Here is a 26,644-nt window from a genome sequence, read left to right as displayed (position 1 = left end):
GCCGTGCTGTCGTCCGACAAGATCATTCGCCCACGGATCCGCTGATGGCGGGCGCTTCCGGCATTCGGGGGAGGTGGTGGACGCCGCCAAGGATACCCAAATCGTCCGGGCCGTAAAGGGTGCGGGGAATCGGCCACGGGGGTGCGGGATCCGGTCACCTTGTCCGTACGGGCAGTGACGACCTGTCCGTTCGCGCACTCAGGTGGCCGATGAGAGCGGGATCTCACCGGCTCGCCGGGTGGCCGGATCTGACCCATCAGCGAATTGGTTTATCTGATCATCTAGTGATTTGGGACGATTTGACTGCGCACCGTCAGGGCTGACCAGGGCCGAAACCTGACGGTTGCGGCCAATTGAGGCCCCGGTCCAGAGTTCAGGTGCTCGATCCCCGTGCAATCGACGTATGGACGTGATGGAACGGTATGGCCGAGTCGAACACTGCTGCGCACACTGTCGAACAAGAATGCGACGGTTCGGTCGCGATCATCGGTCTCGCCTGCCGCGTTCCGGGGGCCACCACCCCGGACGGTTTCTGGGAACTCCTCCGCGAGGGCGTCGACGCCACGACGGAGCTCCCCGACCGGCGCCGGGAGGCCGTCCCGGGCGGGAGTAGGGACGGGGGCGTGGCCGAGGGGCGGTCCCGGCGGGGCGGCTACCTCGACGAGGTCGACCGCTTCGACGCCGCCTTCTTCGGCATCGGACCGCGCGAGGCCGTTCTGACGGACCCGCAGCAGCGGCTGATGCTCGAACTGTGCTGGGAGGCCCTGGAAAACGCGGGCATCCCCCCGCACCGGCTCCGCGGTGGCGCGACCGGGGTGTTCGCCGGCGCGATCTGGGACGACTACGCCACCCTGCTGCGCCGCGCGGGAGTCGCGTCCGGCCCGCGGCAGGTGACCGGCCTGCACCGCAGCATGATCGCCAACCGGGTCTCCTACACCCTCGGCCTGCGCGGCCCCAGCATGACGATCGACGCGGCCCAGGCGTCCTCGCTCGTCGCCGTCCACACGGCGTGCGAGAGCCTGCGCCGCGGCGAGTCCGAACTCGCCCTCGCCGGCGGCGTCAACCTCGACCTCCTGGCCGACCCCGAGGGCGACGCCGGCAAGCTCGGCGGCCTCTCCCCGGACGGCCGGTGCTTCACCTTCGACGCGCGCGCCAACGGCTACGTCCGGGGCGAGGGCGGCGCGGTCGTGGTGCTCAAGCCGCTGTCCCGCGCGCTCGCCGACGGCGACACCGTGTACTGCGTGGTGGCCGGCAGCGCCATGAACCACGACGGCGGCGGCGAGGCGCTGACCTCGCCCGACGCCGAAGCGCAGGAGCAGGTGATCCGCGCGGCCCACCGGCGCTCCGGACTCCCCGCGGGCGCCGTGCAGTACGTCGAACTGCACGGTACGGGAACGCCGGTGGGGGACCCGGTCGAAGCGGCCGCGCTCGGTGCCGCGCTCGGCGTGGACCGGCCGGCCGGCGAACCGCTGCGGGTCGGTTCGGTGAAGACCAACATCGGCCACCTGGAGGGCGCGGCCGGGATCGTCGGCCTGGTCAAGGCCGTCCTGGGGATCCGCCACCGGGAACTCCCGCGCAGCCTCAACTTCGAGACGCCGAACCCGCGCATCCCGCTCGACCGGCTGGGCCTGCGCGTGCAGGACGCGACGACCGCGTGGCCGCACCCCGAGCGGCGGCTGGTCGCGGGCGTGAGCTCGTTCGGCATGGGCGGCACCAACTGCCACGTGGTGCTGGCGGAACGGACGGCGGACCGGTCCGCCGACGTCTCGCTCCCCGGCCCCGACACGTCCGCCGAGGACACCGCGTCCGCCGGACCGGGAGCGGAAGCCGACGGGATGCCGGACCCGGTGCTCGTGCCGCTGTCCGGCACCACGCCCGACGCGGTGCGCGCCCAGGCCGCCCGGCTGCGCGCGTTCCTGCGGGAACGCCCCGACGCCACCCCGGCGGACCTCGGCTGGTCCGCCGCCACCACCCGCAGCCACCTCGCCTCGCGCGCCGTCGTGATCGCCCGGGACAGGTCCGAACTCCTCGCCGGGCTCGACGCGTTGGGCGGGGGCGGCGATTCCGGCGCGGCTGCGGCCGGCCACACCGTGGCGGGCGAGGTCAGCCCCGGCCGCACCGCGTTCCTGTTCGCCGGGCAGGGCAGCCAGCGACCCGGCATGGGGCGTGAACTCCACGCCCGCTTCCCGGTGTTCGCGGCCGCGTTCGACACCGTCTGCGAGCACCTCGACCCGCACCTCTCCCGCCCGCTCCGCGAGGTCCTGTTCGCGCCCGGGGACAGCCCGGAGGCCGGGCTCGTCCACCACACCGAGTTCACCCAGCCGGCCCTGTTCGCGGTCGGGGTCGCGCTCCACCGCCTGCTCGCGGACTGGGGCGTCACCCCCGCCCTGCTGCTCGGCCACTCGGTCGGCGAGATCACGGCCGCGCACGTGGCCGGCGTCCTGTCGGTGTCCGACGCCTGCGCACTGGTGGCGGCCCGGGGCCGACTGATGCAGCAACTGCCCCCGGGCGGCGCCATGCTGGCGGTCCGCGCGAGCGAGGAGGAGGTGGTCGCCGCCCTCGCCCCCGTCCGCGACCGGGTCTCCGTCGCCGCCGTGAACGGGCCGACCGCCACCGTGGTCTCGGGCGACGAGGAGGCCGTCCTCGCCCTCGCGGAGGCGTGGCGCGCCGAGGGCCGCAAGGTCCGGCGGCTCCAGGTCGGGCACGCCTTCCACTCGCCCCGGATGGACGCCGTGCTCGACGCGTTCGCCGACGTCGCGCGCGGCCTGACCTACCGGCCGCCCACCACGCCCGTCGTCTCGAACCTGACCGGCGGGCTGGTCACCGGCGAGGAGATGTGCTCCCCGGACTACTGGGTGCGCCATGTCCGCGAGACCGTCCGCTTCGGCGACGGCGTCGCCCGGCTGCGCGAGGCGGGGGCGACCGTGCTGGTCGAACTCGGCCCGGACGGCAGCCTGTCCGCACTCGCCCGCGAGAGCCTGCCGGACGGCGGACCGCACGCCGTCGCGACGGTCGCCACTCTGCGGGCGGGCCGTCCCGAGGTGCCCGCCCTCGGCGCGGCGGCCGCCCGTCTGCACACACTGGGCGCGGAACTCGACTGGTCGGCCCTGTTCGCGGGCCGCGGGGCACGCCGGGTCGAGCTGCCCGGCTACGCGTTCCTGCGCACCCGCCACTGGCTGCGCTCCGCCGCGCCGGACGGGCTCGCGACCGCGGCGGAGCCCGCCGCCGGGTCCGCCGCCGGGTCCGCCCACGCACCCGACGGCCTCGGGTCCGACGGCCCCGGGCGTGGGGGTCCGGTGCGCGCCGAGGTGTCCGGGGCCGGTACGGCGCTCGCCCGCCGCCTCGACGGCCTGCCCGCACCCGAGCAGGACCGCGCGCTCCTGGACCTGGTCCGCTCGCACGCCGCCGCCGTCCTCGGACACGCGTCGACGGACGCCGTCCGGCCCGAACTCGCCTACCGGGAATCGGGCCTGGACTCGCTCGCCACCGTCGAACTCGTCCAGCGCCTCGCCACCGCCACCGGTGTCGACCTGCCCGCGACCGCCGTCTACGACCACCCCACGCCCGCCGACCTCGCCCGCCACCTGCGCGACCGGATCCTCGACCCGCGCCGGGCCGGTGACGCCGCGGGCCCCGCCCCGGCCGTCGCCGCCCCCGCCGACGACCCGATCGCCATCGTCGCGATGGGCTGCCGCTACCCCGGCGGCGCCCACACGCCCGAGGAGCTGTGGCGCCTGGCCGCCGAGGGCGTCGACGCCATCGGACCGTTCCCCGAGGACCGCGGCTGGGACGTCGCCCGCCTGCACCACCCCTCCCCGGACCACCCCGGCACCACCTACGTGCGCGAAGGCGGATTCCTGCACGGCGCAGGCGACTTCGACGCCGAGTTCTTCGGCATCAGCCCGCGCGAGGCGCTGGCCATGGACCCCCAGCAGCGCCTCCTCCTGGAGACCTCCTGGGAGACCCTGGAACGCGCCGGCCTCGACCCGGCCGGGCTGCGCGGCGACCGCGTCGGCGTGTTCGTCGGCGCGACCGCGCAGGACTACGGCCCGCGGATGCACCGGCCGGCCGGCGGCTTCGACGGCTACCTGCTCACCGGCACCACCCCGAGCGTCGCCTCGGGGCGGATCGCCTACGCGCTCGGCCTCGAAGGCCCGGCCGTCACCGTCGACACGGCCTGCTCCTCCTCCCTGGTCGCCGTGCACCTGGCCGCCCAGGCCCTGCGCGGCGGCGAGTGCACGCTCGCCCTCGCCGGCGGCGCGACCGTCATGGCCGAGCCCGGCATGTTCGTCGAGTTCGCGCGCCAGCGCGGCCTCGCGCCGGACGGCCGCTGCAAGCCGTTCTCCGCCGACGCCGACGGCACGGCGTGGGCCGAGGGCGTCGGCGTCGTCCTGCTCGAACGGCTCTCGGACGCGCGCCGCAACGGTCACCCCGTCCTGGGCCTGGTGGTCGGCTCCGCGATCAACCAGGACGGCGCCAGCAACGGTCTCAGCGCGCCGAACGGGACCTCCCAGCAGCGGGTGATCCGCCAGGCGCTCGGCGCCGCCGGCCTGGCCCCCGCCGACATCGACGTGGTCGAGGCCCACGGGACGGGCACCGCCCTGGGCGACCCCGTCGAGGCGCACGCCCTGCTCGCCGTCTACGGCCGCGACCGCGACCCCGGGCAGCCGCTGCTGCTCGGCTCGCTCAAGTCCAACATCGGCCACTCCCAGGCCGCGGCGGGGGTCGCCGGGCTCATCAAGACCGTCCTCGCGATGCGGCACGGCGTCGTGCCCGGCACCCTGCACCTGCGCGAACCCTCGCCCAGGGTGCGCTGGGAGGGCGGCGCGATCACCGTGCCGACCGCCGCGACCCCGTGGCCCGGGCGGGCCGAGGGGGGAAGCGCCACCGAGGGCGGGTCCGGCGGCGGCACCGGCGGCCGCCCCCGGCGCGCGGGCATCTCGTCGTTCGGGATCAGCGGCACCAACGCGCACGTCATCGTCGAGCAGGCACCGGCACCGGCCGCCCCGACGGACGGGAATCCGACCGGCGGGGCCGTGCCCGCCGGGGCCGAGCCCGCCGGCGCCGGTGAGGCTGCGACCGGCCCCGAGGGCCTGGTGCCGCTGACCGTCTCCGGCCGCACCGAGGCCGCGCTGCGCGCCCAGGCCGGCCGGCTGGGCCGGCACCTCGCCGCCGGCTCCGAACCCGGAGCTGCGGACGGGACCGGCCGGACCGACCGGACCGACGGTGCCGGTGACCGCCACGCGGTCGGCCACGCCCTGCTCCGCACCCGCACCCGGTTCGACCACACCGCCGTCGTCCTCTCCCGCACCCACGCCGACGCGCTGCGCGGGCTGACCGCGCTCGCCGCCGGCGAGCCCGCGGACAACCTGGTCCGCGCGCAGTCGACGGCCGTCGGCGCGACCGCCTTCGTCTTCCCCGGCCAGGGCTCCCAGTGGCCCGGGATGGCGATCGAACTCCTCGACACCTCACCGGAGTTCGCGGCGGCAATCGAGGACTGCGCCGAGGCGCTGGCCCCGTACACCGACTGGTCGCTCGTCGACGTCCTGCGTGCCCGCCCGGGTGCGCCCGACCTCGACCGGGTCGACGTCGTCCAACCGGTGCTCTTCGCCGTCATGGTCGCGCTGGCGCGGCTCTGGCGGTCCGTCGGCATCGAACCGGGTGCCGTCGTCGGACACTCGCAGGGCGAGATCGCCGCCGCCTGCGTCGCCGGAGCGCTGTCGCTCGACGACGCCGCCAAGGTGGTCGCGCTGCGCAGCCGCGCCCTGCTCGCCACGGCGGGCAGCGGCGGCATGGCCTCCGTGCCGCTGCCGGCCGACGAGGTCGGTGCCCTCCTCGCCCCGTGGGACGGCCGCCTCGGCGTCGCCGCCCGCAACGGGCCCGCCAGCACCGTCGTCTCCGGTGACACGGACGCCCTCGACGCCTTCCTCGCCCGCTGCGAGCAGGACGGCGTCCGGGCCCGCCGGATCCCGGTCGACTACGCCTCGCACTCGGCGCACATGGAGTCCCTCCGCGAGCCGCTGCTCGCGGCCCTCGCCGACATCACCCCGCGCGCCGCGCGGATCGCCTTCTACTCGACCGTCACCGGCGGACTGCTGCCGGACACCTCGGTCCTCGACGCCGGATACTGGTACCGGAACCTCCGGCAGGACGTGCGGTTCGAGCCCGCCGTCCGGGCGCTGCGGGCGGACGGCTACCGCCTTTTCGTCGAGTCAGGTCCGCACCCCGTCCTCAAGATCGGGATCCAGGAGACGCTCGACGCCCCCGACCCCGCCTCCGCGGCCGCCGGGAGCGGTGCGGTCGGCGGCACGGCGATCGGCACCCTGCGGCGCGACGACGGCGGCCGCGACCGGTTCCTCGCCTCCGTCGCGGAGGCGATCGTGCACGGCGCCGCCCCGGACCCCGACGCGCTGCTCGGCGCCCACCACGCCCGGCCCGTCGCCCTCCCCACCTACGCCTTCCAGCAGCGCCGCTACTGGCTGACCGCGCCGGACGGACGCGACGCCCGACCCGCCGACCTCGGCCTCGACGCCGTCGGCCACCCGCTGCTGGGCGCCGTCACCACGGCCCCGGACGGCAGCACGCTGGCGACCGGCCGGATCTCCCTGGACGACCGGCCGTGGCTCGCCGACCACGCCGTGGTCGGGACCGTGGTGCTCCCCGGCACGGCCTTCCTGGACCTGGTCCTCCGGGCGGGCCGGCTCGCGGGCTGCGCCCTGGTCGAGGAACTCGCCCTGGAGGCCCCGCTCGTCCTGCCCGACTCCGGAGGCGTGCAGATCCGCGTCTCCGTCGCCCCCGCCGACCCGTCCGGCCGGCACACCGTCACCGTGCACTCCCGGCCGGACGGGCACGAGGTCGGCCCGGACGCCGGTACCGGCGGCGCCACCGGCGGTACGGAGTCCGCCGAGTTCGCCGAGTCCGTCGCGTCCGTCGCGTCCGTCGTGTCCGGCTTCGGGGAGGCCGGGGCGGACTCCGGTGCGCGGCCCTGGACCAGGCACGCGTCGGGGACGCTCACCGCCCAGCCGGACCACGAGCCGTCGGACCTCGGGGGCTCCGGCCCCGGGGCCTGGCCGCCGCCGGGCGCCGAAGCCGTCGACCTCTCCGACGCGTACGACCGCCTCGACCGGCTCGGATACGGCTACGGCCCCTGGTTCCGCGGTCTGGCCGCCGCCTGGCACACGACCGGCGGCGACCTGTACGCCGAGGTCCGGCTGCCCGGCGAGCCGGACGACGGCGACACCGCGTTCGGCGTGCACCCCGCACTCCTGGACGCCGCCCTGCACCCGCTGCTCCTCGACCCGGCCTCCCCGACGGGGCCGTCCGACGGGCCGGCGCCGCGGATCCCGTTCTCCTTCACCGACGTGCGGCTGCACGCCACCGGTGCCACCGTGCTCCGGGTACGGCTGACCTCCGGCACCGACGGCAGCCGGGCACTCCGGGTCGAGGACGCCACCGGCGCGCCGGTCCTCTCGGTCGGCGGACTCACCCTGCGCGAACTGGCCGCCGACCGCCTCGCCCCGTCCGGTGCCGCGCCCCGCGACGCGATGTTCGCCCTGAGCTGGACGGCGCTGCCCGCGGCCGCCACCGAATCCGCCCCCCGCCCGGCCGCCGGTACCGCACTGGTCGGCGGACCGGGAGCCGGCGGCCCCGGCCTCACGGGCCTCACCGGCCTCACGGGCTCGCAGGGTGAACCGCCGGCCGCGTACGCCGGCCTCGCCGAACTCGACGCCCGCACCGCGGCCGGGCACCCGGCCCCGGCCGTGGTGTTCGCCACCGCCCCCGACGTCGACGGCGCCTCCGCCGCCGAGAGCGCCCACACGAGCGCCCGCTGGGCCCTCGACACCGTGCGCGCCTGGCTCGGCGGCGACCGCCCGGAGGGCTCGAAGCTCGTCGTCGTCACCCGGGGCGCGGTCGCCGTCGGTCCCGGCGACCCCGTCGACGGCCTCGGCCAGGCTCCGGTGTGGGGCCTGCTGCGCACCGCGCAGTCCGAACACCCCGGCCGCTTCGTCCTGGTGGACCTCGACGACCCGGCCCGGTCCGGGCGGGCCCTGCACGCCGCAGCGGAGTCCGCGGAGCCCCAACTGGCCCTCCGCGACGGCGTCCTGTACCGTCCGCGCCTCATCCCCACGACTCCGGCGGCCGACCCCGCCGACACCCCGCTTCGGCCGGACCCGCAGCGCACCGCGCTGATCACCGGCGGCACCGGCACCCTCGGCGCGCTGGTCGCCCGCCGCCTGGTGACGGAGTACGGGCTGCGCCGCCTCGTGCTGGTCAGCCGCGCCGGCGGGGCGGCCGCGGGCAGTGACGCGCTGGCGGCCGAACTCACCGCTCTGGGCGCCCACGTGACCGTCACCGCCTGCGACGTCTCCCGCCGCGAGGAACTGGCGGCGGTGCTCGCGGACATCCCCGCCGAGCACCCGCTGGGCACCGTCGTCCACACCGCGGGCGTCCTCGACGACGGCACGCTGGAGTCGCTCACCCCGGACCGCCTCGCCGCCGTCCTCCGACCCAAGGCCGACGCGGCCTGGCACCTGCACGAACTGACGCTCCATCAGGATCTCGACGCGTTCGTGCTGTTCTCCTCGGTCACCTCCGTCACCGGCAACGCCGGCCAGGGCGCGTACACCGCGGCCAACGCCTTCCTCGACGCCCTTGCGGAGCACCGCCGCGCGGCCGGGCTCCCCGGGAACGCGCTCGCCTGGGGCCTGTGGGCCGAAGGCAGCGGCATGACCAGGCACCTGGACCGCGCCGACCTCGCACGGATGGCCCGCGGCGGCATCGGGACGCTGTCGACGGAGGCCGGACTGGCCCTGTACGACGCCGCGCTGCGGCGCGACCTGCCCTACACGGTCACCGCGCGGCTCGACCGCGCCGCCCTGCGCACGCTCGGCGCGACGGGTACCGTGCCCGCCGTCCTCCGGGGCCTGGTCCCGGCGCCACTGCAGCGCGCCGCCAACGCGGCGGCGGACGTCGACGGCCCCTCCTGGGCCCGCCGCACGGCCGAACTGCCCGCCGACCGGCGCACCCGCGCCGTCCTCGACCTCGTCCGGACGCAGACGGCCGCCGTCCTCGGACACGGCGACGCGGAGAGCATCGACGTCGAGCGCGCGTTCCGCGACCTGGGCTTCGACTCGCTCACCGCGCTCGAACTGCGCAACCGCCTCAACACCGCCACGGGCCTGCGGCTGCCCGCCACCGTCGTGTTCGACCACCCCAGCGCGACGGCGCTGGCCGCGCGGCTGACCCGCGAGGCCGTCGGCGGCCGGGCGGAGACGGCGGACGGACCCCGCGGCCTGACCGGGGCCGCGACGGCCCCGGACGATGATCCGGTCGTCATCGTCGGCATGGGCTGCCACTACCCCGGCGGCGTCGCCGGGCCCGACGACCTGTGGCGCCTGGTGGCCGAAGAGGCCGACGCCGTGGGCGACTTCCCGCACGACCGCGGCTGGGACGTCGACTCCCTCTACGACCCCGACCCGTCGAGCACCGGCAAGGTGTACACGCGGCACGGCGCCTTCCTCCACGAGGCCGGGGACTTCGACGCCGACTTCTTCGGCATCTCGCCGCGCGAGGCCGACGCCATGGACCCGCAGCAGCGGCTGCTGCTGGAGACCTCCTGGGAGGCGCTCGAACACGCGGGCATCGACCCGACCTCGCTGCGCGGCAGCCGGACCGGCGTCTTCGCGGGCGTCATGCACCACGACTACGCCTCGCGCCTCCACCGCGCCCCGGACGGCTACGAGGGCATGCTGCTCGCGGGCAACGTCGGAAGCGTGGTCACGGGCCGGGTCGCGTACACGCTCGGCCTGGAGGGTCCGGCGGTCAGTGTCGACACGGCCTGCTCCTCGTCGCTGGTGGCGCTGCACCTCGCGGCGAACGCGCTGCGCTCGGGGGAGTGCGACCTCGCGCTGGCGGGCGGCGTGACCGTGATGTCGACGCCGCACGTGTTCGTGGAGTTCTCACGCCAGCGCGGGCTCTCCGCCGACGGCCGCTGCAAGCCGTTCGCCGCCTCCGCCGACGGGACCGGGTGGGGCGAGGGTGTCGGCCTGCTCGTCGTCGAGCGGTTGTCGGACGCGGTGCGCAACGGTCACCGGGTGCTGGCCGTGGTGCGGGGCAGTGCGGTCAACCAGGACGGTGCGTCGAACGGTCTGACGGCGCCGAACGGTCCCTCTCAGGAACGGGTGATCCGGCAGGCGCTGGCCAACGCGGGCCTGTCGGCGGACGCGGTCGACGCGGTGGAGGCGCACGGCACGGGGACGACGCTGGGCGATCCGATCGAGGCGCAGGCGCTGCTGGCGACGTACGGGCAGGGGCGGCCGGAGGACCGGCCGCTGTGGCTGGGTTCGGTGAAGTCGAACATCGGTCATACGCAGGCGGCTGCGGGTGTGGCGGGTGTGATCAAGATGGTGATGGCGATGCGGCACGGTGTGCTGCCGCGGACGCTGCACGTGGACGCGCCGTCGCCGCATGTGGACTGGTCGGCGGGCCGGGTGGAGCTGCTGGCCGAGGAACAGGTCTGGCCCGAGCTGGACAGGCCGCGCCGGGCCGCGGTGTCCTCGTTCGGCATCAGCGGCACCAACGCCCACGTGATCATCGAGCGGCCCACCCCGGAGCCGGTCGAAGCGATCCCGTCCCCGGTCGGCGGTGGACCGGACGGCCTGGTGCCGTGGGTGCTGTCGGCGCGGTCGGGTGCGGCGCTGCGGGCGCAGGCCGGGCGGCTCCGGGAGTGGGCGCTGGCCCGCCCGGAGGCGGATCCTGCCGCGGTGGGAGGGGAGTTGGCGGCCGGCCGGGCGGTGCTCGATCACCGCGCGGTGGTGCGCGGGCGTGACACCGGCGAACTGGCCGCCGCGCTGGCCGAGTTGGCGGGTGCCGAGGCGCTCGCCGATCCGGTGAGGGCTTCGGGTGCCGGTCCGGTGTTCGTGTTCCCGGGGCAGGGGTCGCAGTGGGCGGGGATGGCGGCTGAACTGCTCGCCACCAGCCAGGTGTTCGCCGATGTGGTGGCGGAGTGTGCGGCGGTGATGGATCCGTTGACGGACTGGTCGTTGGTGGAGGTGCTGCGGGATCCGGCCGGGGCGTTGTTCGATCGGGTGGATGTGGTGCAGCCGGCGTTGTTCGCGGTGATGGTGGGTCTGGCGCGGTGGTGGGAGTCGGTGGGGGTGCGTCCGGCGGGGGTGGTCGGGCATTCGCAGGGTGAGATCGCGGCTGCGCATGTGGCGGGGCTGCTGTCGTTGGAGGACGCGGCGCGGGTGGTGGTGTTGCGTAGCCGTGCGTTGCGGCGGGTGTCGTCGGTGGGTGGCGGGATGCTGTCGGTGGGCGTGGGTGCCGGGCGTGCTGAGGAACTGGTGGCCGGGGACGGCCGGTTGTCGTTGGCGGCGGTGAACGGGCCGACGAGTGTGGTGCTTTCGGGTGATGTGGAGGCGTTGGCGGAGGTGGTGGCCGCCTGTGAGGCGGAGAACGTCCGGGCCCGCATGATCCCGGTGGACTACGCGTCGCATTCGGCGCACATGGACGCGGTGCGCGTGGAGGTCGAGGCGTTGTCGGCGGCTGCGGTGCCGCGGCCGGGCCGGGTGGCGATGTACTCGACGGTGACGGGTGAAGTGGTCGCCGATCACGAGGCGTTGGGTGGTTCGTACTGGTTCGACAACCTGCGGGGCACCGTCCGGCTGGACACCGCGGTGCGTGCGGCGGTGGCGGACGGGCACACGGTGTTCGTGGAGTGCAGTCCGCACCCCGGGCTGGTCGTCCCCGTCGCCGATCTGCTGGAGGAGCGGGAAGTCCCCGGCGCCGCCGTCCTGGAGACCCTGCGCCGTGGTGAGGGTGGTCCGGAGCGGTTGCTGACGGCGCTGTCCGCCGCGTTCGTGCGGGGCCTGGACGTCGACTGGACGGCCGTCCTGCCCCAGGGCACCGGTCACCCCCTCGACCTGCCCACCTACGCCTTCCAGCACCGCCGCCACTGGCTCGACGCGCCGGTGGTCCCGGGTGCGGCGAAGGACCTCGGCCTCGTCGCCGTCGGCCACCCCCTGCTGGGCGCCGCCGTCCGGTCACCGGGGGAAGACGGCCTGTCGTTCACCGGACGGCTGTCCCTGGCGGCGTACCCGTGGCTCGCCGACCATGCGGTGCTGGGCACGGTGATCGTCCCGGGCACGGCCCTGCTCGACCTGGCCGCGTGGGCCGGAGCCGAGGCCGGATGCCCCGTGGTGGACGAACTCACCCTGCACACACCCCTGGTGGTGCCCGAGCGGACCGGTGTCCGGCTGCACCTCGCCGTCGCCGCGCCCGACGCCGCCGGGGCCCGGGCGGTGCTCGTGCACTCGCGGTCCGAGGAGGCCTCCGACGACGCACCGTGGACGCGGCACGCCACCGGAACGGTCACCGGCTCCCGGCCGGCCGCCGACCGCGAGCCGGACACCGGCACCCTCGCCGACTGGCCGCCCGCCCGCGCCGAGGCCGTCGACACCACGGCCGTGTACGACCGGCTCGCCGAGTCCGGCTATCACTACGGACCGGCCTTCCGGGGGCTCCGGGCGGGCTGGCGGCGCGGTGACGAGCTGTTCGCCGAGGTCGTCCTGCCCGATGCGGCTGCCCGCGGGGAGCACGGCTTCGACCTGCACCCCGCCCTCCTCGACGCCGCGCTGCACCTCGCCGCGCTGGACGCGGTGGAGACGTCGGGCGCGACGCTGCTCCCGTTCGCCTGGTCCGGGGTGACCAGGGAGGGCGCCGCCGGACCGGTCACCGCGCTGCGGGTGCGGCTCCGGCGCACCGGGGGCGACACCGTCTCGGTGCTGGTGGCCGACGAGACGGGCGCCCCGGTCGCCCGGGCCGCTTCGCTCGCGCTCCGGCCGGTGGCCGCCGACCGGCTCGCGGGCTCGGTCGAGGCCGACCCGGCCTGGCTGCACCGGGTGGAGTGGACCCCTGCGGCGCTGCCGGAGGAGCAGGACGCCGCGGGCCGGTGGGTACTGCTGGGCGAACCCGCCGCCGTGACGGTCACGGACGCGGCAGCGGTCGGCCACGGCGACCCGGGCCTTCCGGTCCACGCCGGCCCGGCCGCCGCCGCCGAGGCGGGCGCCGACGTCGCCGTCCTGGTCTGCCCGCCCGCCGACGGCACCGCGCCCGACGCGGCCGCGGCGGCCGTCCACGGGACCCTCACGGCCCTCCGCGACTGGCTGGCCGACGAGCGCCTCGCCGCGGCGCGCCTGGTCGTCGTCACGCACGGCGCGATCGGCACCGACCCGTCCGAGGACGTCCCCCGCCCGGCCCACGCGGCCGTCTGGGGACTGGTGCGGAGCGCGCAGACCGAGCACCCGGGCCGCTTCGTCCTCGTCGACCTCGACCCGCACGAGCCCGCCCCGCACGACCTCACCCCGCACGACGTCGCCCCGCACGAGCCCGTCGTGCACGGCGCCGCCCCCGGGGGCACCGAACCGCCCGCTCCACCGCGGACCGCGCTGCCGATCGCCCTGCTGCGCGCCGTCCTCGCCTCCGGCGAGCCCCAGGCGGCCGTCCGGGACGGCGCCGTCCTGACCCCGCAGCTGGTCCGCGCGGCCGCCGACTCGGCGCTCGTGCCGCCGGACGGGCCCGCGCCGTGGCGCGTCGAGTCGGGCCCGCGGCACACCGTCGACTCCCTCGCCGTCGTCGGACACCCGGCCGCCGTGGCGCCGCTCACCGAAGGACAGGTCAGGGTCGCGGTGCGCGCGGCCGGGGTGAACTTCCGCGACGCGCTGATCACCCTCGGCATGTACCCGGGCCGGGCGGTCGTCGGCGCCGAGGCGGCGGGCGTGGTCGTCGAGACCGGCCCGGGCGTCACGGCGCTCGCACCGGGCGACCGCGTGATGGGGCTCTTCGACGGGTCGTTCGGCCCGCTCGCCGTCGCCGACCACCGCCTGCTGGCCCGTGTCCCCGCCGGCTGGTCGTTCGCCCAGGCGGCCTCGGTGCCGGTGGTGTTCCTCACCGCGCTGTACGGACTGCGCGACCTCGCGGACCTCCGGTCCGGCGAGTCGGTGCTGGTGCACGCGGCCGCCGGCGGCGTCGGCATGGCCGCGACGCAGCTCGCCGGGCACTGGGGCGCCGAGGTCTTCGCCACCGCGAGCCCCGGCAAGTGGGGAACCGTCCGCGGGCTCGGCGTCCCCGCCGAGCGGATCGCCTCCTCCCGCGACACCGGCTTCGGGCAGCGCTTCACCGGGGCCACCGGCGGCCGGGGCGTCGACGTCGTCCTGAACTCCCTCGCCGGGGAGTTCGTGGACACGTCGCTGCGCCTGCTGTCCGAGGGCGGCCGGTTCGTCGAGATGGGCAAGACCGACGTCCGGGCGGCGGACGCCGTCGCCGCCGAACGGCCGGACGTCCGCTACCGGGCCTTCGACCTGATCGACGCGGGCCCCGACCGGATCGCCGAGCTGTTCGCCGAACTCGTCGGCCTCTTCGAGTCGGGCGCGCTGCACCCGCTGCCCGTGCGCACCTTCGACCTCCGCCACGCCCGCGAGGCGGTGCGGTTCGTCAGCCGGGCCCGGCACACCGGCAAGGTCGTCCTGACCCTGCCGCAGCCCCTCGCCGACGGCGGGACCGTCCTGATCACGGGCGGCACCGGGACCCTCGGCCGCCGCCTCGCCCACCACCTGGCGACCCGCCACGGCGTCCGGCACCTGCTGCTCGTCGGACGGTCCGGCGCCGACGCCCCGGGGGTGGCCGACCTCGTGGCGGAGCTGGCCGGGACGGACACCACCGTCACCGTCGCCGCCTGCGACGCGGCCGACCGGGCGGCCCTGGCCGGCGTCCTGGCCGACATCCCGGCCGCGCACCCCCTCACCGCCGTCGTCCACGCGGCCGGAGTCCTCGACGACGGCCCCGTCGAGGCACTGACGCCCGAGCAGGTGGACCGCGTCCTGCGGGCCAAGGTCGACACCGCCGCCAACCTGCACGAACTCACCCGGGACACCGACCTCACCGCGTTCGTGATGTTCTCGTCGGTCGCGGGCGTCCTCGGCACCGCCGGCCAGGCCGGGTACGCGGCTGCCAACGCCTACCTCGACGCCCTCGCCCACCACCGCCGGGCCCGCGGACTGCCCGCCGCGGCGCTGGCCTGGGGCCTGTGGGCCGAACGCAGCGCGATGACGGAACACCTCGGCCGGGGCGACCTGAAGCGGCTGGCCCGCGGCGGACTCGTGCCCTTCTCGACCCCGCAGGGACTGGCCCTGTTCGACGCCGCCCGGCAGCGCGCGGACGCCGTGCTGGTCCCGGCACGCGTGGACCTCGCCGTCCTGCGCGCGCCCTCGGCGCCCGTCCAGCCGCTGCTGCGCGCCCTGGCGGGCCCGCCCGCAGCGCGCCGTGCGGCCGGTGCCGGTGCCGGTGACGCCACCGGCGGCGCACTGACCTGGGCCCGGCGGCTGGCGGAAGCCGGCCGGCAGGAGCGCGCCGAGATCGCGCTGCGCCTGGTGCGCACGGAGGCGGCCGTCGTCCTCGGCCACGACTCGGCGGAGCGCGTGCGCCCGGAGTCGACCTTCCGCGACCTCGGGTTCGACTCGCTGACCGGCGTCGAGCTGCGCAACCGCCTCAGCGGGGCCACCGGCCTGCGGCTGCCGTCGACCCTGGTCTTCGACCACCCGACCCCGGTGCGCCTCGCGGGCTCGCTGGTCACCGCCTCGCTGGGCGAGGAGCCCGACGGGACGCCGGCCGGCAGCCGTGCGGTCACGGCCCCGGGCCCGGCCGGCGAGCCGGTCGTGATCGTCGGGATGGGCTGCCGGTTCCCCGGCGGCGTCGGATCGCCGCAGGACCTCTGGGACCTGGTGGCCGCCGGGGGCGACGCGATCGGCGACTTCCCGCACGACCGGGGCTGGGACACCGACTCGCTGTTCGACCCCGATCCCGAGCGGTCGGGCAAGAGCTACGCCCGCACGGGCGGATTCCTGGCCGGGGTGGCCGACTTCGACGCGGAGTTCTTCGGGATCGCGCCGCGCGAGGCGCTGGCGATGGACCCGCAGCAGCGGCTGCTGCTCGAAACGGCCTGGGAGGTCTTCGAGCGGGCCGGCATCGACCCGACCACGCTGCGCGGCAGCCGCACCGGCGTGTTCGCGGGCATGGCCGGGCACGACTACGCGACGGCCGGGATGCCGTCGAGCGTCGAGGGACACGTCCTCACGGGCAACGCCACGAGCGTCGCGTCCGGCCGGGTCGCCTACACCTTCGGCCTGGAAGGGCCGGCGCTGACGGTCGACACCGCCTGCTCCTCCTCGCTGGTCGCCCTGCACCTGGCGGCCAACGCGCTGCGCTCCGGCGAGTGCGACCTGGCGCTGGCGGGCGGCGTGACGGCCATGTCGACGCCGGACTTCTTCGTCGAGTTCTCGCGCCAGCGCGGGCTCGCCCCCGACGGCCGCAGCAAGGCCTTCGCGGCCTCCGCCGACGGCATGGGCGCGGCCGAGGGCGTCGGGCTGCTGCTGGTCGAGCGGTTGTCGGACGCGGTGCGCAACGGTCACCGGGTGCTGGCCGTGGTGCGGGGCAGTGCGGTCAACCAGGACGGTGCGTCGAACGGACTGACGGCGCCGAACGGTCCGTCCCAGCAGCGGGTGATCCGGCAGGCGCTGGTCAACGCGGGCCTGTCGGCGGACGCGGTGGACGCGGTGGAGGCGCACGGGACGGGGACGACGCTGGGCGATCCGATCGAGGCGCAGGCGCTGCTGGCCACCTATGGGCAGGGGCGTCGGGAGCCGCTGTGGCTGGGTTCGGTGAAGTCCAACATCGGTCACACCCAGGCGGCGGCGGGTGTGGCGGGTGTGATCAAGATGGTGATGGCGATGCGGCACGGTGTGCTGCCGAGGACCCTGCACGTCGAGGAACCGACCCGGCACGTGGACTGGTCGGCCGGGCGGGTCGAGCTCCTGACGGGTGACGTGCCGTGGCCGGCGGGCGACCGGGTCCGGCGGGCGGGCGTGTCCTCCTTCGGCATCAGCGGCACCAATGCGCACGTCATCCTGGAGGAGGCACCCGAGACGGTTCCCGAACTCCACGGCAGCGCAGCGGCCGTGGGCCTGGGCGGCGTCGTCCCGTGGGTGCTCTCGGCCGGATCCGAGGACGCTCTGCACGCGCAGGCCGCCCGGCTCGGCAGCTGGCTGACGGCCGACCCCGAGGCCGACCCCGCCGACGTGGGCCGCGCCCTCGCCACGGGCCGCGCGGCACTCGACCACCGGGCGGTGGTCCGGGGCCGCGACCGTGCGGAGCTCGCGGCGGCCCTGGACGGGCTGGCCCGGGGGACCGGGGACGCGGTGACGGGCGTTCCCGTCGGCGGGACGGGTGCCGGTCCGGTGTTCGTGTTCCCGGGGCAGGGCTCGCAGTGGGCGGGGATGGCGGCTGGGCTGTTGGATTCCAGTGCGGTGTTCGCCGATGTGGTGGCGGAGTGTGCGGCGGTGATGGATCCGTTGACGGACTGGTCGTTGGTGGAGGTGCTGCGGGACGGTACGGGCGGGCTTCTGGACCGGGTGGATGTGGTGCAGCCGGCGTTGTTCGCGGTGATGGTGGGTCTGGCGCGGTGGTGGGAGTCGGTGGGGGTCCGCCCTGCCGGGGTGGTCGGCCACTCGCAGGGTGAGATCGCGGCTGCGCATGTGGCGGGGTTGCTGTCGTTGGAGGACGCGGCGCGGGTGGTGGTGCTGCGCAGCCGTGCGTTGCGGCGGGTGTCCTCGGTGGGTGGCGGGATGCTGTCGGTGGGGGTGGGTGCCGAGCGTGCTGAGGAACTGGTGGCCGGGGACGGTCGGTTGTCGTTGGCGGCGGTGAACGGGCCGACGAGTGTGGTGCTTTCGGGTGATGTGGAGGCGTTGGCGGAGGTGGTGGCCGCCTGTGAGGCGGAGAACGTCCGGGCCCGCATGATCCCGGTGGACTACGCGTCGCATTCGGCGCACATGGACGCGGTGCGCGTGGAGGTCGAGGCGTTGTCGGCGGCTGCGGTGCCGCGGCCGGGCCGGGTGGCGATGTACTCGACGGTGACGGGTGAAGTGGTCGCCGATCACGAGGCGTTGGGTGGTTCGTACTGGTTCGACAACCTGCGGGGCACCGTCCGGCTGGACACGGCGGTGCGTGCGGCGGTGGCGGACGGGCACACGGTGTTCGTGGAGTGCAGTCCGCACCCCGGGCTGGTCGTCCCGGTCGGTGACATCCTCGAATCGCTCGACGCGGCCGACGGACTCGTCCTGGAGACCCTGCGCCGTGGTGAGGGTGGTCCGGAGCGGTTGCTGACGGCGCTGTCCGCCGCGTTCGTGCGGGGCCTGGACGTCGACTGGACGGCCGTCCTGCCCCAGGGCACCGGCCGCCCCCTCGACCTGCCCACCTACGCCTTCCAACGGCACCGCTACTGGGTGTCGGCCGCCGACTCCGGTTCGCCCGCCGTCGGTTGGGGGCAGTCGGCCGTGGACCACCCCGTGCTGGGGGCCGCCGTGGACCTCGCCGGTGCGTCCGGGACGGTCTTCACCGGGCGCCTGTCGGCGACCACGCACCGCTGGCTCGCCGACCACGCGGTCCTCGGAACGGTGATCGTCCCGGGCACGGTCTTCGTGGACCTCGTCCTGCGGGCCGGCGCCCGGCTCGGTCATGCCGAGATCGAGGAACTCACCCTGCACGCCCCGCTGCCGCTGCCCGACACGGCCGGTGTCCTCGTCCAGGTCACGGTGGACGCGCCCGACGCCGCCGGGGTCCGGCCGGTGGCCGTCCACGCGCGGCCCGAGGACGCGGCCGCCGACGAGCCGTGGACCAGGCATGCCAGTGGGACGCTTCTCGCGACGGACGCCGGAGCCCCCGACGGCGGCCCCGTGCCGGACGCGCCGGACCTCACCGCCTGGCCGCCGCCCGGGAGCACGCCCGTCGGGATCGACGGCGGCTACGAGCGGCTGAGCGCCGCCGGGTTCGACTACGGCCCGGCGTTCCAGGGCCTGCGGCGCGTCTGGCGGCGCGGCACCGAACTGTTCGCCGAGGTCGAGCCGACCGCCGGGGCACTCGACGACGCCGACCGCTTCGACCTGCACCCGGCCCTGCTCGACACCGCCATCCATGCGCTCGGCCTCGGAGAGCCGCGCTCGGGCGGCTCGGGCGGCTCCGACAGCACCGGCCCGGCCGGGGACGCCCGTGTCGCGTTCGCCTGGCGCGGTGTCCGATCGGCCGCCACCGGGGCCTCCCGGCTGCGCGTCCGGCTGGCGCCCGCCGGTGTCGACACCGTGTCCCTGCACCTCGCGGACGACACCGGGAACAGCGTGGCCTCGGTCGCGGCGCTGACCGTCCGGCCGGTGACGGCCGGGCAGTTGCGTCCGGCGGGCCCCTCGCACCGCGACTCGCTGTTCCGGGTGGACTGGCGGCCGGTCGGCGCCGACAGCGGTGCCCGGGCCGACGCGCGACCGGTGCCGGAGTGGGCCCTGCTCGGCCCCGACGCCTTCGCACTCACCGACCGCCTCGCCGAGGAGCACCGGCCCGTAGCCCGGTACGAAGGCCTGTCCGACCCCGCGGCGCCGCCCGCACCCGTGCCCGGCACCGTCGTGACGTGCGTCGACGCGGAGCCCGCACCCGGGGAGGACGTCCCCGCGCGGACCCGCCGCCTGCTGGGGACGGTACTCGGCCACCTCCAGGCGTGGCTCGCGGACGACCGGTCCGACGGGGCCCGGCTGGTCTTCGCGACCAGGGGAGCCCTCGCGGCGCACCCCGGCGAGCCCGCCACGGACCCCGCGGCGGCCGCCGTCTGGGGCCTGGTGCGCTCGGCGCAGTCGGAGCACCCCGGCCGCTTCGTCCTCGTCGACCTCGACGGGCACGACGCCCCGCTCGACCGCTGGCCGGCCGTCCTGGCCTCACCGGAGCCGCAACTCGCCCTCCGTGAGGGGCGGTTGTCCGCTCCCCGACTGGTCCGCGCCACCCCGTCGGCCGCCGGTGCACCCCGGCTCGACCCGGACGGCACCGTCCTCGTCACCGGAGCCACGGGGGGACTCGGCGCCCTGGTCGCCCGCCACCTGGTGGCCGCCCACGGCGTCCGCCGCCTCCTCCTGCTGTCGCGCCGCGGCCCCACCGCGCCCGGGGCGGCCTCCCTCCTCACCGACCTCGCCGAGCTGGGGGCCGAGACCACGCTGGTCTCCTGCGACCTCGCCGACCGGGCCGCGCTGGCGGCCGAGTTGGCCCGGATCCCCGAGGACCACCCGCTGACCGCCGTGGTCCACACGGCCGGCATCGTCGACGACGGCATCGTCGAGACCCTGACGGCCGGACACCTGGACCGGTCGCTGCGCCCGAAGGCCGACGGGGCGTTCAACCTCCACGAACTCACCAGCGGCGCCGACCTGTCCGCGTTCGTGCTCTTCTCCTCGGGCGCCACCACCTTCGGCGGCCCGGGCCAGGGCAACTACGCCGCCGCCAACGCCTTCCTCGACGGCCTCGCCGAGCACCGCCGCGCCCACGGCCTCCCGGCGATCTCGCTCGCGTGGGGCCTGTGGGCGGGTGAGCGGGGCATGGGCGGACGCCTGAGCGAGGCCGACCTCGCCCGCTGGGGACGCACCGGCGCCGTGGCGATGCCGCCCGAGGAGGCCCTCGGCCTGTTCGACCTCGCGCTCGGCGAGCCCCAGGCGACCCTCGTCCCCGCCCACCTGGACCTCGCGGCGATGCGCGCCGGGGCGGCCGCCCTGCCCGCGCTCTTCGGCGACCTGCTGGGCACGGCCGGGCGCCGCCGCGCCGCGGAGCCCGGGGCGGCGACGCTCGCGGGGCGGCTCACCGCGATGACGGAGGCCGAACGCGAGCAGACCGTACTGGACCTCGTCCGGACCGAGGCCGCGGGCGCCCTCGGCCACCGCAGCGTCGACCCGGTGCACGCCACCCGCGCGTTCAAGGAGATCGGGTTCGACTCCCTCACCGGCGTCGAACTGCGCAACCGGCTCAACGACGCCACGGGGCTGCGGCTGCCGTCGACCCTCGTCTTCGACTACCCGACCCCGGTCCGGCTCGCGGAGTTCCTCCTCGGCCGGCTGGTGGACGGCGCCGCACCGGCGGCCGGGGCGGCCGCCCTGCCCGCCCCCGCCACCCCGGTCGGACCCGGCACCGGTGAGGACCCCGTCGTGATCGTCGGGATGGGCTGCCGGTTCCCCGGCGGCGTCGGATCGCCGCAGGACCTCTGGGACCTGGTGGCCGCCGGGGGCGACGCCGTCGGCGACTTCCCGCACGACCGGGGCTGGGACACCGACTCGCTGTTCGACCCCGATCCCGAGCGGTCGGGCAAGAGCTACGCCCGCACGGGCGGATTCCTGGCCGGGGTGGCCGGGTTCGACGCGGAGTTCTTCGGGATCGCGCCGCGCGAGGCGCTGGCGATGGACCCGCAGCAGCGGCTGCTGCTCGAAACGTCCTGGGAAGCCATCGAGCGCGCCGGGATCGACCCGACCACGCTGCGCGGCAGCCGGACCGGGATCTTCGCCGGAGTGATCGACAACGACTACGGGTCCCGGCTCGACCAGGTGCCGGACGAGGTCGAGGGCTACGTCGGCTACGGCAGCGCCAACAGCATCGCCTCCGGCCGTGTGGCGTACTCGCTGGGCCTGGAGGGCCCGGCGGTCAGCATCGACACCGCGTGCTCCTCGTCGCTGGTGGCCCTGCACCTGGCGGCGAACGCGCTGCGCTCCGGGGAGTGCGACCTGGCGCTGGCGGGCGGGGTGACCGTGATGTCGACCCCCGAGTTCTTCGTCGAGTTCTCGCGGCAGCGCGGACTGTCGCGCGACGGCCGCTGCAAGGCGTTCTCCGCGGCGGCCGACGGCATGGGCGCCGGTGAAGGCGTCGGGCTGCTGCTGCTGGAGCGGTTGTCGGACGCGGTGCGCAACGGTCACCGGGTGCTCGCCGTGGTGCGCGGCTCCGCGATGAACCAGGACGGCGCGTCGAACGGCCTCTCCGCCCCCAACGGCCCCGCCCAGCAGCGGGTGATCCGGCAGGCGCTGGCGAATGCTGGCGTGGCTGCGGCGGACGTGGACGCGGTGGAGGCGCACGGGACCGGGACGACGCTGGGTGACCCGATCGAGGCGCAGGCGCTGCTGGCCACCTATGGGCAGGGGCGTCGGGAGCCGCTGTGGCTGGGTTCGGTGAAGTCCAACATCGGTCACGCCCAGGCGGCTGCGGGTGTGGCGGGGGTGATCAAGATGGTGATGGCGATGCGGCACGGTGTGCTGCCGCGGACGCTGCACGTGGACGCGCCGTCGCCGCACGTGGACTGGTCGGCCGGGCAGGTGGAGCTGCTGACGGGTGACGTGCCGTGGCCGGCGGGCGACCGGGTCCGGCGGGCAGGCGTGTCGTCCTTCGGCATCAGCGGCACCAACGTGCACGTGGTGCTGGAGGAGGCGCCGGAGGCCGAGCCCGGACCAGTCGTCACCGACGGTCCGGCGGATGCGGGTGGTGTGGTGCCGTGGGTGGTGTCGGCGCGGTCGGGTGCGGCGTTGCGGGCGCAGGCCGGGCGGTTGCGGGAGTGGGCGCTGGCCCGTCCGGAGGCGGATCCTGCGGCGGTGGGGCGGGAGTTGGTGGCCGGTCGGGCGGTGTTCGATCACCGTGCGGTGGTGCGGGGTCGTGATGTGAGCGAACTGGCCGCAGGTCTGGGTGAGTTGGCGGATGCCGGGGATGGTTCCATCCCGGGTCCGGTCGGTGGTCCGGTGTTCGTGTTCCCGGGGCAGGGGTCGCAGTGGGCGGGGATGGCGGCTGGGCTGTTGGATTCCAGTGCGGTGTTCGCCGGTGTGGTGGCGGAGTGTGCGGCGGTGATGGATCCGTTGACGGACTGGTCGTTGGTGGAGGTGCTGCGGGATCCGGCCGGGGCGCTGTTCGATCGGGTGGATGTGGTGCAGCCGGCGTTGTTCGCGGTGATGGTGGGTCTGGCGCGGTGGTGGGAGTCGGTGGGGGTGCGTCCGGCGGGGGTGGTCGGGCATTCGCAGGGTGAGATCGCGGCTGCGCATGTGGCGGGGTTGTTGTCGTTGGAGGACGCGGCGCGGGTGGTGGTGCTGCGCAGTCGTGCGTTGCGGCGGGTGTCGTCGGTGGGCGGCGGGATGCTGTCGGTGGGCGTGGGTGCCGAGCGTGCGGCGGAACTGGTGGCCGGGGACGGTCGGTTGTCGTTGGCGGCGGTGAACGGGCCGACGAGTGTGGTGCTTTCGGGTGATGTGGAGGCTCTGGCGGAGGTGGTCGAGGCGTGCGAGCGCGACGGTGTGCGGGCCCGCATGATCCCGGTGGACTACGCGTCGCATTCGGCGCACATGGACGCGGTGCGCGTGGAGGTCGAGGCGTTGTCGGCGGCTGCGGTGCCGCGGCCGGGCCGGGTGGCGATGTACTCGACGGTGACGGGTGAAGTGGTCGCCGATCACGAGGCGTTGGGTGGTTCGTACTGGTTCGACAATCTGCGGGGCACCGTCCGGCTGGACACGGCGGTGCGTGCGGCGGTGGCGGACGGGCACACGGTGTTCGTGGAGTGCAGTCCGCACCCCGGGCTGGTCGTCCCCGTCGCCGACCTGCTGGAGGAGCGGGAAGTCCCCGGCGCCGCCGTCCTGGAGACGCTGCGCCGTGGTGAGGGTGGTCCGGAGCGGTTGCTGACGGCGCTGTCCGCGGCGTTCGTGCGGGGCCTGGACGTCGACTGGACGGCCGTCCTGCCGCAGGGCACCGGTCACCCCCTCGACCTGCCCACCTACGCCTTCCAGCACCGCCGCTACTGGCTCGACCAGGGTGTGCGGACGGGGGACCCGGCCGGTCTCGGCCTGGCTTCCGCCGGTCACCCGCTGCTGGGCGCGGCGGTGGCCTCGGCGCACGACGGCAGCGTGCTCTTCACGGGCCGGATCTCGGCCGCGACGCACGGGTGGCTGGCCGACCACGTCGTGCTGGGGGCGGCGATCCTGCCCGGCACGGTCTTCGCCGAGCTGGCCTCCTGGGCCGGTCGCGAGGTCGGCGATCCGACGGTCGAGGAGCTGACCCTGCACACCCCGCTCGTCCTGCCGGAGGCGGAGGGTGTCCGGCTGCAGGTCGTGGTGGGCGCTCCCGACGCGGCGGGCGCGCGGGCCCTGAGCGTTCACTCGCTCGCGGAGGACGCCCCCGCCGACGAGCCGTGGACCCGGCACGCCGACGGGACGCTGACGGCGGACTCCCCGGGCGTCGGCGAGGCCGGTCCCGGCGGGATCGACCAGGCGTGGGAGAGCTGGCCGCCGACCGGGGCGGTGTCCCTGGCGGTGGACGGCTTCTACGAGCGGCTGGCGGCCTCCGGCGTCGACTACGGTCCGGCCTTCCGCGGTCTGCGTGCGGCGTGGCGGCGCGGCGACGAACTGTTCGCGGAGGTCGCCCTCGACGCCGGCCACGAGCGCGAAGCGGCGCGGTTCGCCGTGCACCCGGCCCTGCTCGACGCCGGGATCCAGACGCTGAGGGCCGACACGGACGCCGACGGCTCCGAGGACGTGCGGGTGGCCTTCTCGTGGCACGGCGTCCGGTTCTCCGGTGGTGCCGGTCCGACGAGCCTGCGGGTGCGGCTCGCCCCGGCGGGCGACGACGCGGTGTCACTGCACGTCACGGACGGGGCGGGCCGGGCGGTGGCGAGCGTCGAGGAGCTGACCGTGCGTCCGGTCTCGGCGGAGCAGTTGCGTGCGGCCGGGGGCGTGCACCGGGACTCGCTCTTCCGGCTGCGGTGGACGCCGGTCCGGCCGCCCGTCGACGCGTCCGTCCGCCGGCCCCCGGCCGAGGAGGCCGGTCGCCTCGTCCTGCTCGGGGCGCGCGTCCCGGCCGGGCCGGAGTCCGCGGAGCGGTACGCCACCGCGCAGGCGCTGGCCGACGCCGTCCGGGCGGGCGCACCGGTGCCCGCCGTCGCCGTGCTGTACGCGGCCGGCGACGGCCCGTCCGGGGAGTGGCCGGCCGTCCCGGACCCGCAGCGCCGGGCGGCCCGCGCGGCGGCCGAGGTGCTGGCGGAGGTCGCGGCCTGGGCGGATGTCGCCGGGCCGGGGGCGGGCCGACTGGTCGTGGTGACCCGGCGGTCGGTCGCCGTGGACGGCGACGGGTCCGCGCTGGACCCGGTCCAGGCCGCGGTGTGGGGCGCGGTGCGCGCCTTCCAGGAGGAACTCCCGGACCGGGTGGTCCTGGTCGACGCCGACCACGACGAGGACCCGGCCCCGCCGGCAGTCCTGGCGGCCCTGGCCTCGGCGGGGGAGCCGCGGGTGGCCCTGCGGGGCGGGACCGTGCTCGTCCCGACCCTGGCCAGGGTGGGTCCGGCCGACCGGGCGGGCGCGGGCGCGCCGGACCTCCGCTCGGCGGCGCACGGCACGGTGCTGGTCACCGGTGCCGACGGTGCGCTCGCCGGAGCGGTGGCCGGGCACCTCGTCGCCGCCCACGGCGTCCGCCGGCTCGTCCTGGTGCCGGGGGACGGGCGGGACACCGGCGCGGTGGGGAAGCTGGCGGGGCGGCTGACCGAGGCGGGGGCCGAGGTCGAGGTGGTGGGCTGGGAGCCGGGGGACCGCGACGGCCTGCGCGCGCTGCTCGGCGCGATCCCGGCCGAGCACCCGCTGACCGGCATCCTCCACACGCTCTCCGCGGTCGACGGCTCCGCAGTCGACGGCTCCGCGCCGTCCGTCCGCCCGGGGCCGGGCGGGCCCGGGGGCCCGGAACCCCTGCAGCGGGCGGTGGAGGCGAAGGCCGGGACGGCCTGGGCCCTGCACGAACTCACCGCCGACCAGGACCTGGCGTTCTTCGTGACCTGCTCGCCGGCGGGCGACCTGCCCGGCGCGCCGGGCGGCGCCGGAACCGCCGCGGCCGACGCCTTCGTCGACGCGCTGGCCGCCCACCGGCGAACGCTCGGCCTCCCGGCCGTCTCGCTCGCCTGGGGGCCCGGCACCGTCGGGGCCCGGGACGCAGGCGCAACCGGGGACAGTCGGTCCGGGGAGGAACTCCCGGACGGCTTCGTGAAGTTGTCGGAGCCGGAGACGCTGGCGCTCTTCGACGCCGCGCTGCGCCTCACCGCGCCGGCGCTCGTCCTGGCCCGGATCGACCGCACGGCCCTGCGGGGGCACCCGGAGGCGGCCCGCGGGCCGCTCCGGGACCTGGTCCGCGAGGGGGACCCGCACGCGGCGGACGCCGCCGCGGGTGCGGCCGGCGGCGACGCCCCCGGTGCCGACGCGCTCCTGCGTCGCCTCGCCGCACTGCCCGAGGACGAACGCGAGCGCGAACTGGTCGCGTTGGTGCGGAACCAGGCCGCCGCGGTCCTCGGACACCCGGGCACCGACGAGCTGGGCCCCGAACGCGCCTTCAAGGAGGTCGGGTTCGACTCGCTGATGGCGGTCGAACTTCGGAACCGCCTCGTCCGCGGCACCGGGGTGCACCTGCGCTCGACCCTCGTGTTCGACTACCCGAACCCGGTCAGCCTCGCCCGCCACGTCATGGTCCGCATCGCCGAGGCGTCCTCGGCGGTGACCCCGGTGCTGGCGGACCTGGACCGGTTCCACGAGGCCCTGCCCACGGCCCTGTCCGAGGACGGCGCCCGCGACCGGATCGCCGAACGCCTGCGCGCGCTGCTGGCGTTGTGCGAGGAGCCCGGCGACGCGGACGCCGGGGAGGACGGCCCGGACGACCTCGACACCGCCAGCGACGACGAGCTGTTCTCGCTCGTCGACCAGGGGTTCGAGTGATGAGAGAGACCCGCCAGCCCAGCGACAGCGAC

1 protein-coding gene is annotated in these 26,644 nt (G+C 76.3%); it reads left to right on the top strand.

Going from position 1 to position 26,644, the window contains the following annotated elements:
- Positions 1-422 precede the first annotated feature (422 nt).
- On the top strand, positions 423-26,612 hold the full coding sequence (locus OG550_RS03810; protein ID WP_327674479.1) for an SDR family NAD(P)-dependent oxidoreductase: 26,190 nt from the start codon (positions 423-425) through the stop codon (positions 26,610-26,612).
- The last annotated feature ends 32 nt before the right edge of the window (positions 26,613-26,644 follow it).

Source organism: Kitasatospora sp. NBC_00458, from assembly GCF_036013975.1.
Taxonomy (GTDB): Bacteria; Actinomycetota; Actinomycetes; order Streptomycetales; family Streptomycetaceae; genus Kitasatospora.
The sequence above is the reverse complement of the archived record's forward strand: the minus strand, read 5'-3'. Positions and strand labels throughout refer to the sequence as shown.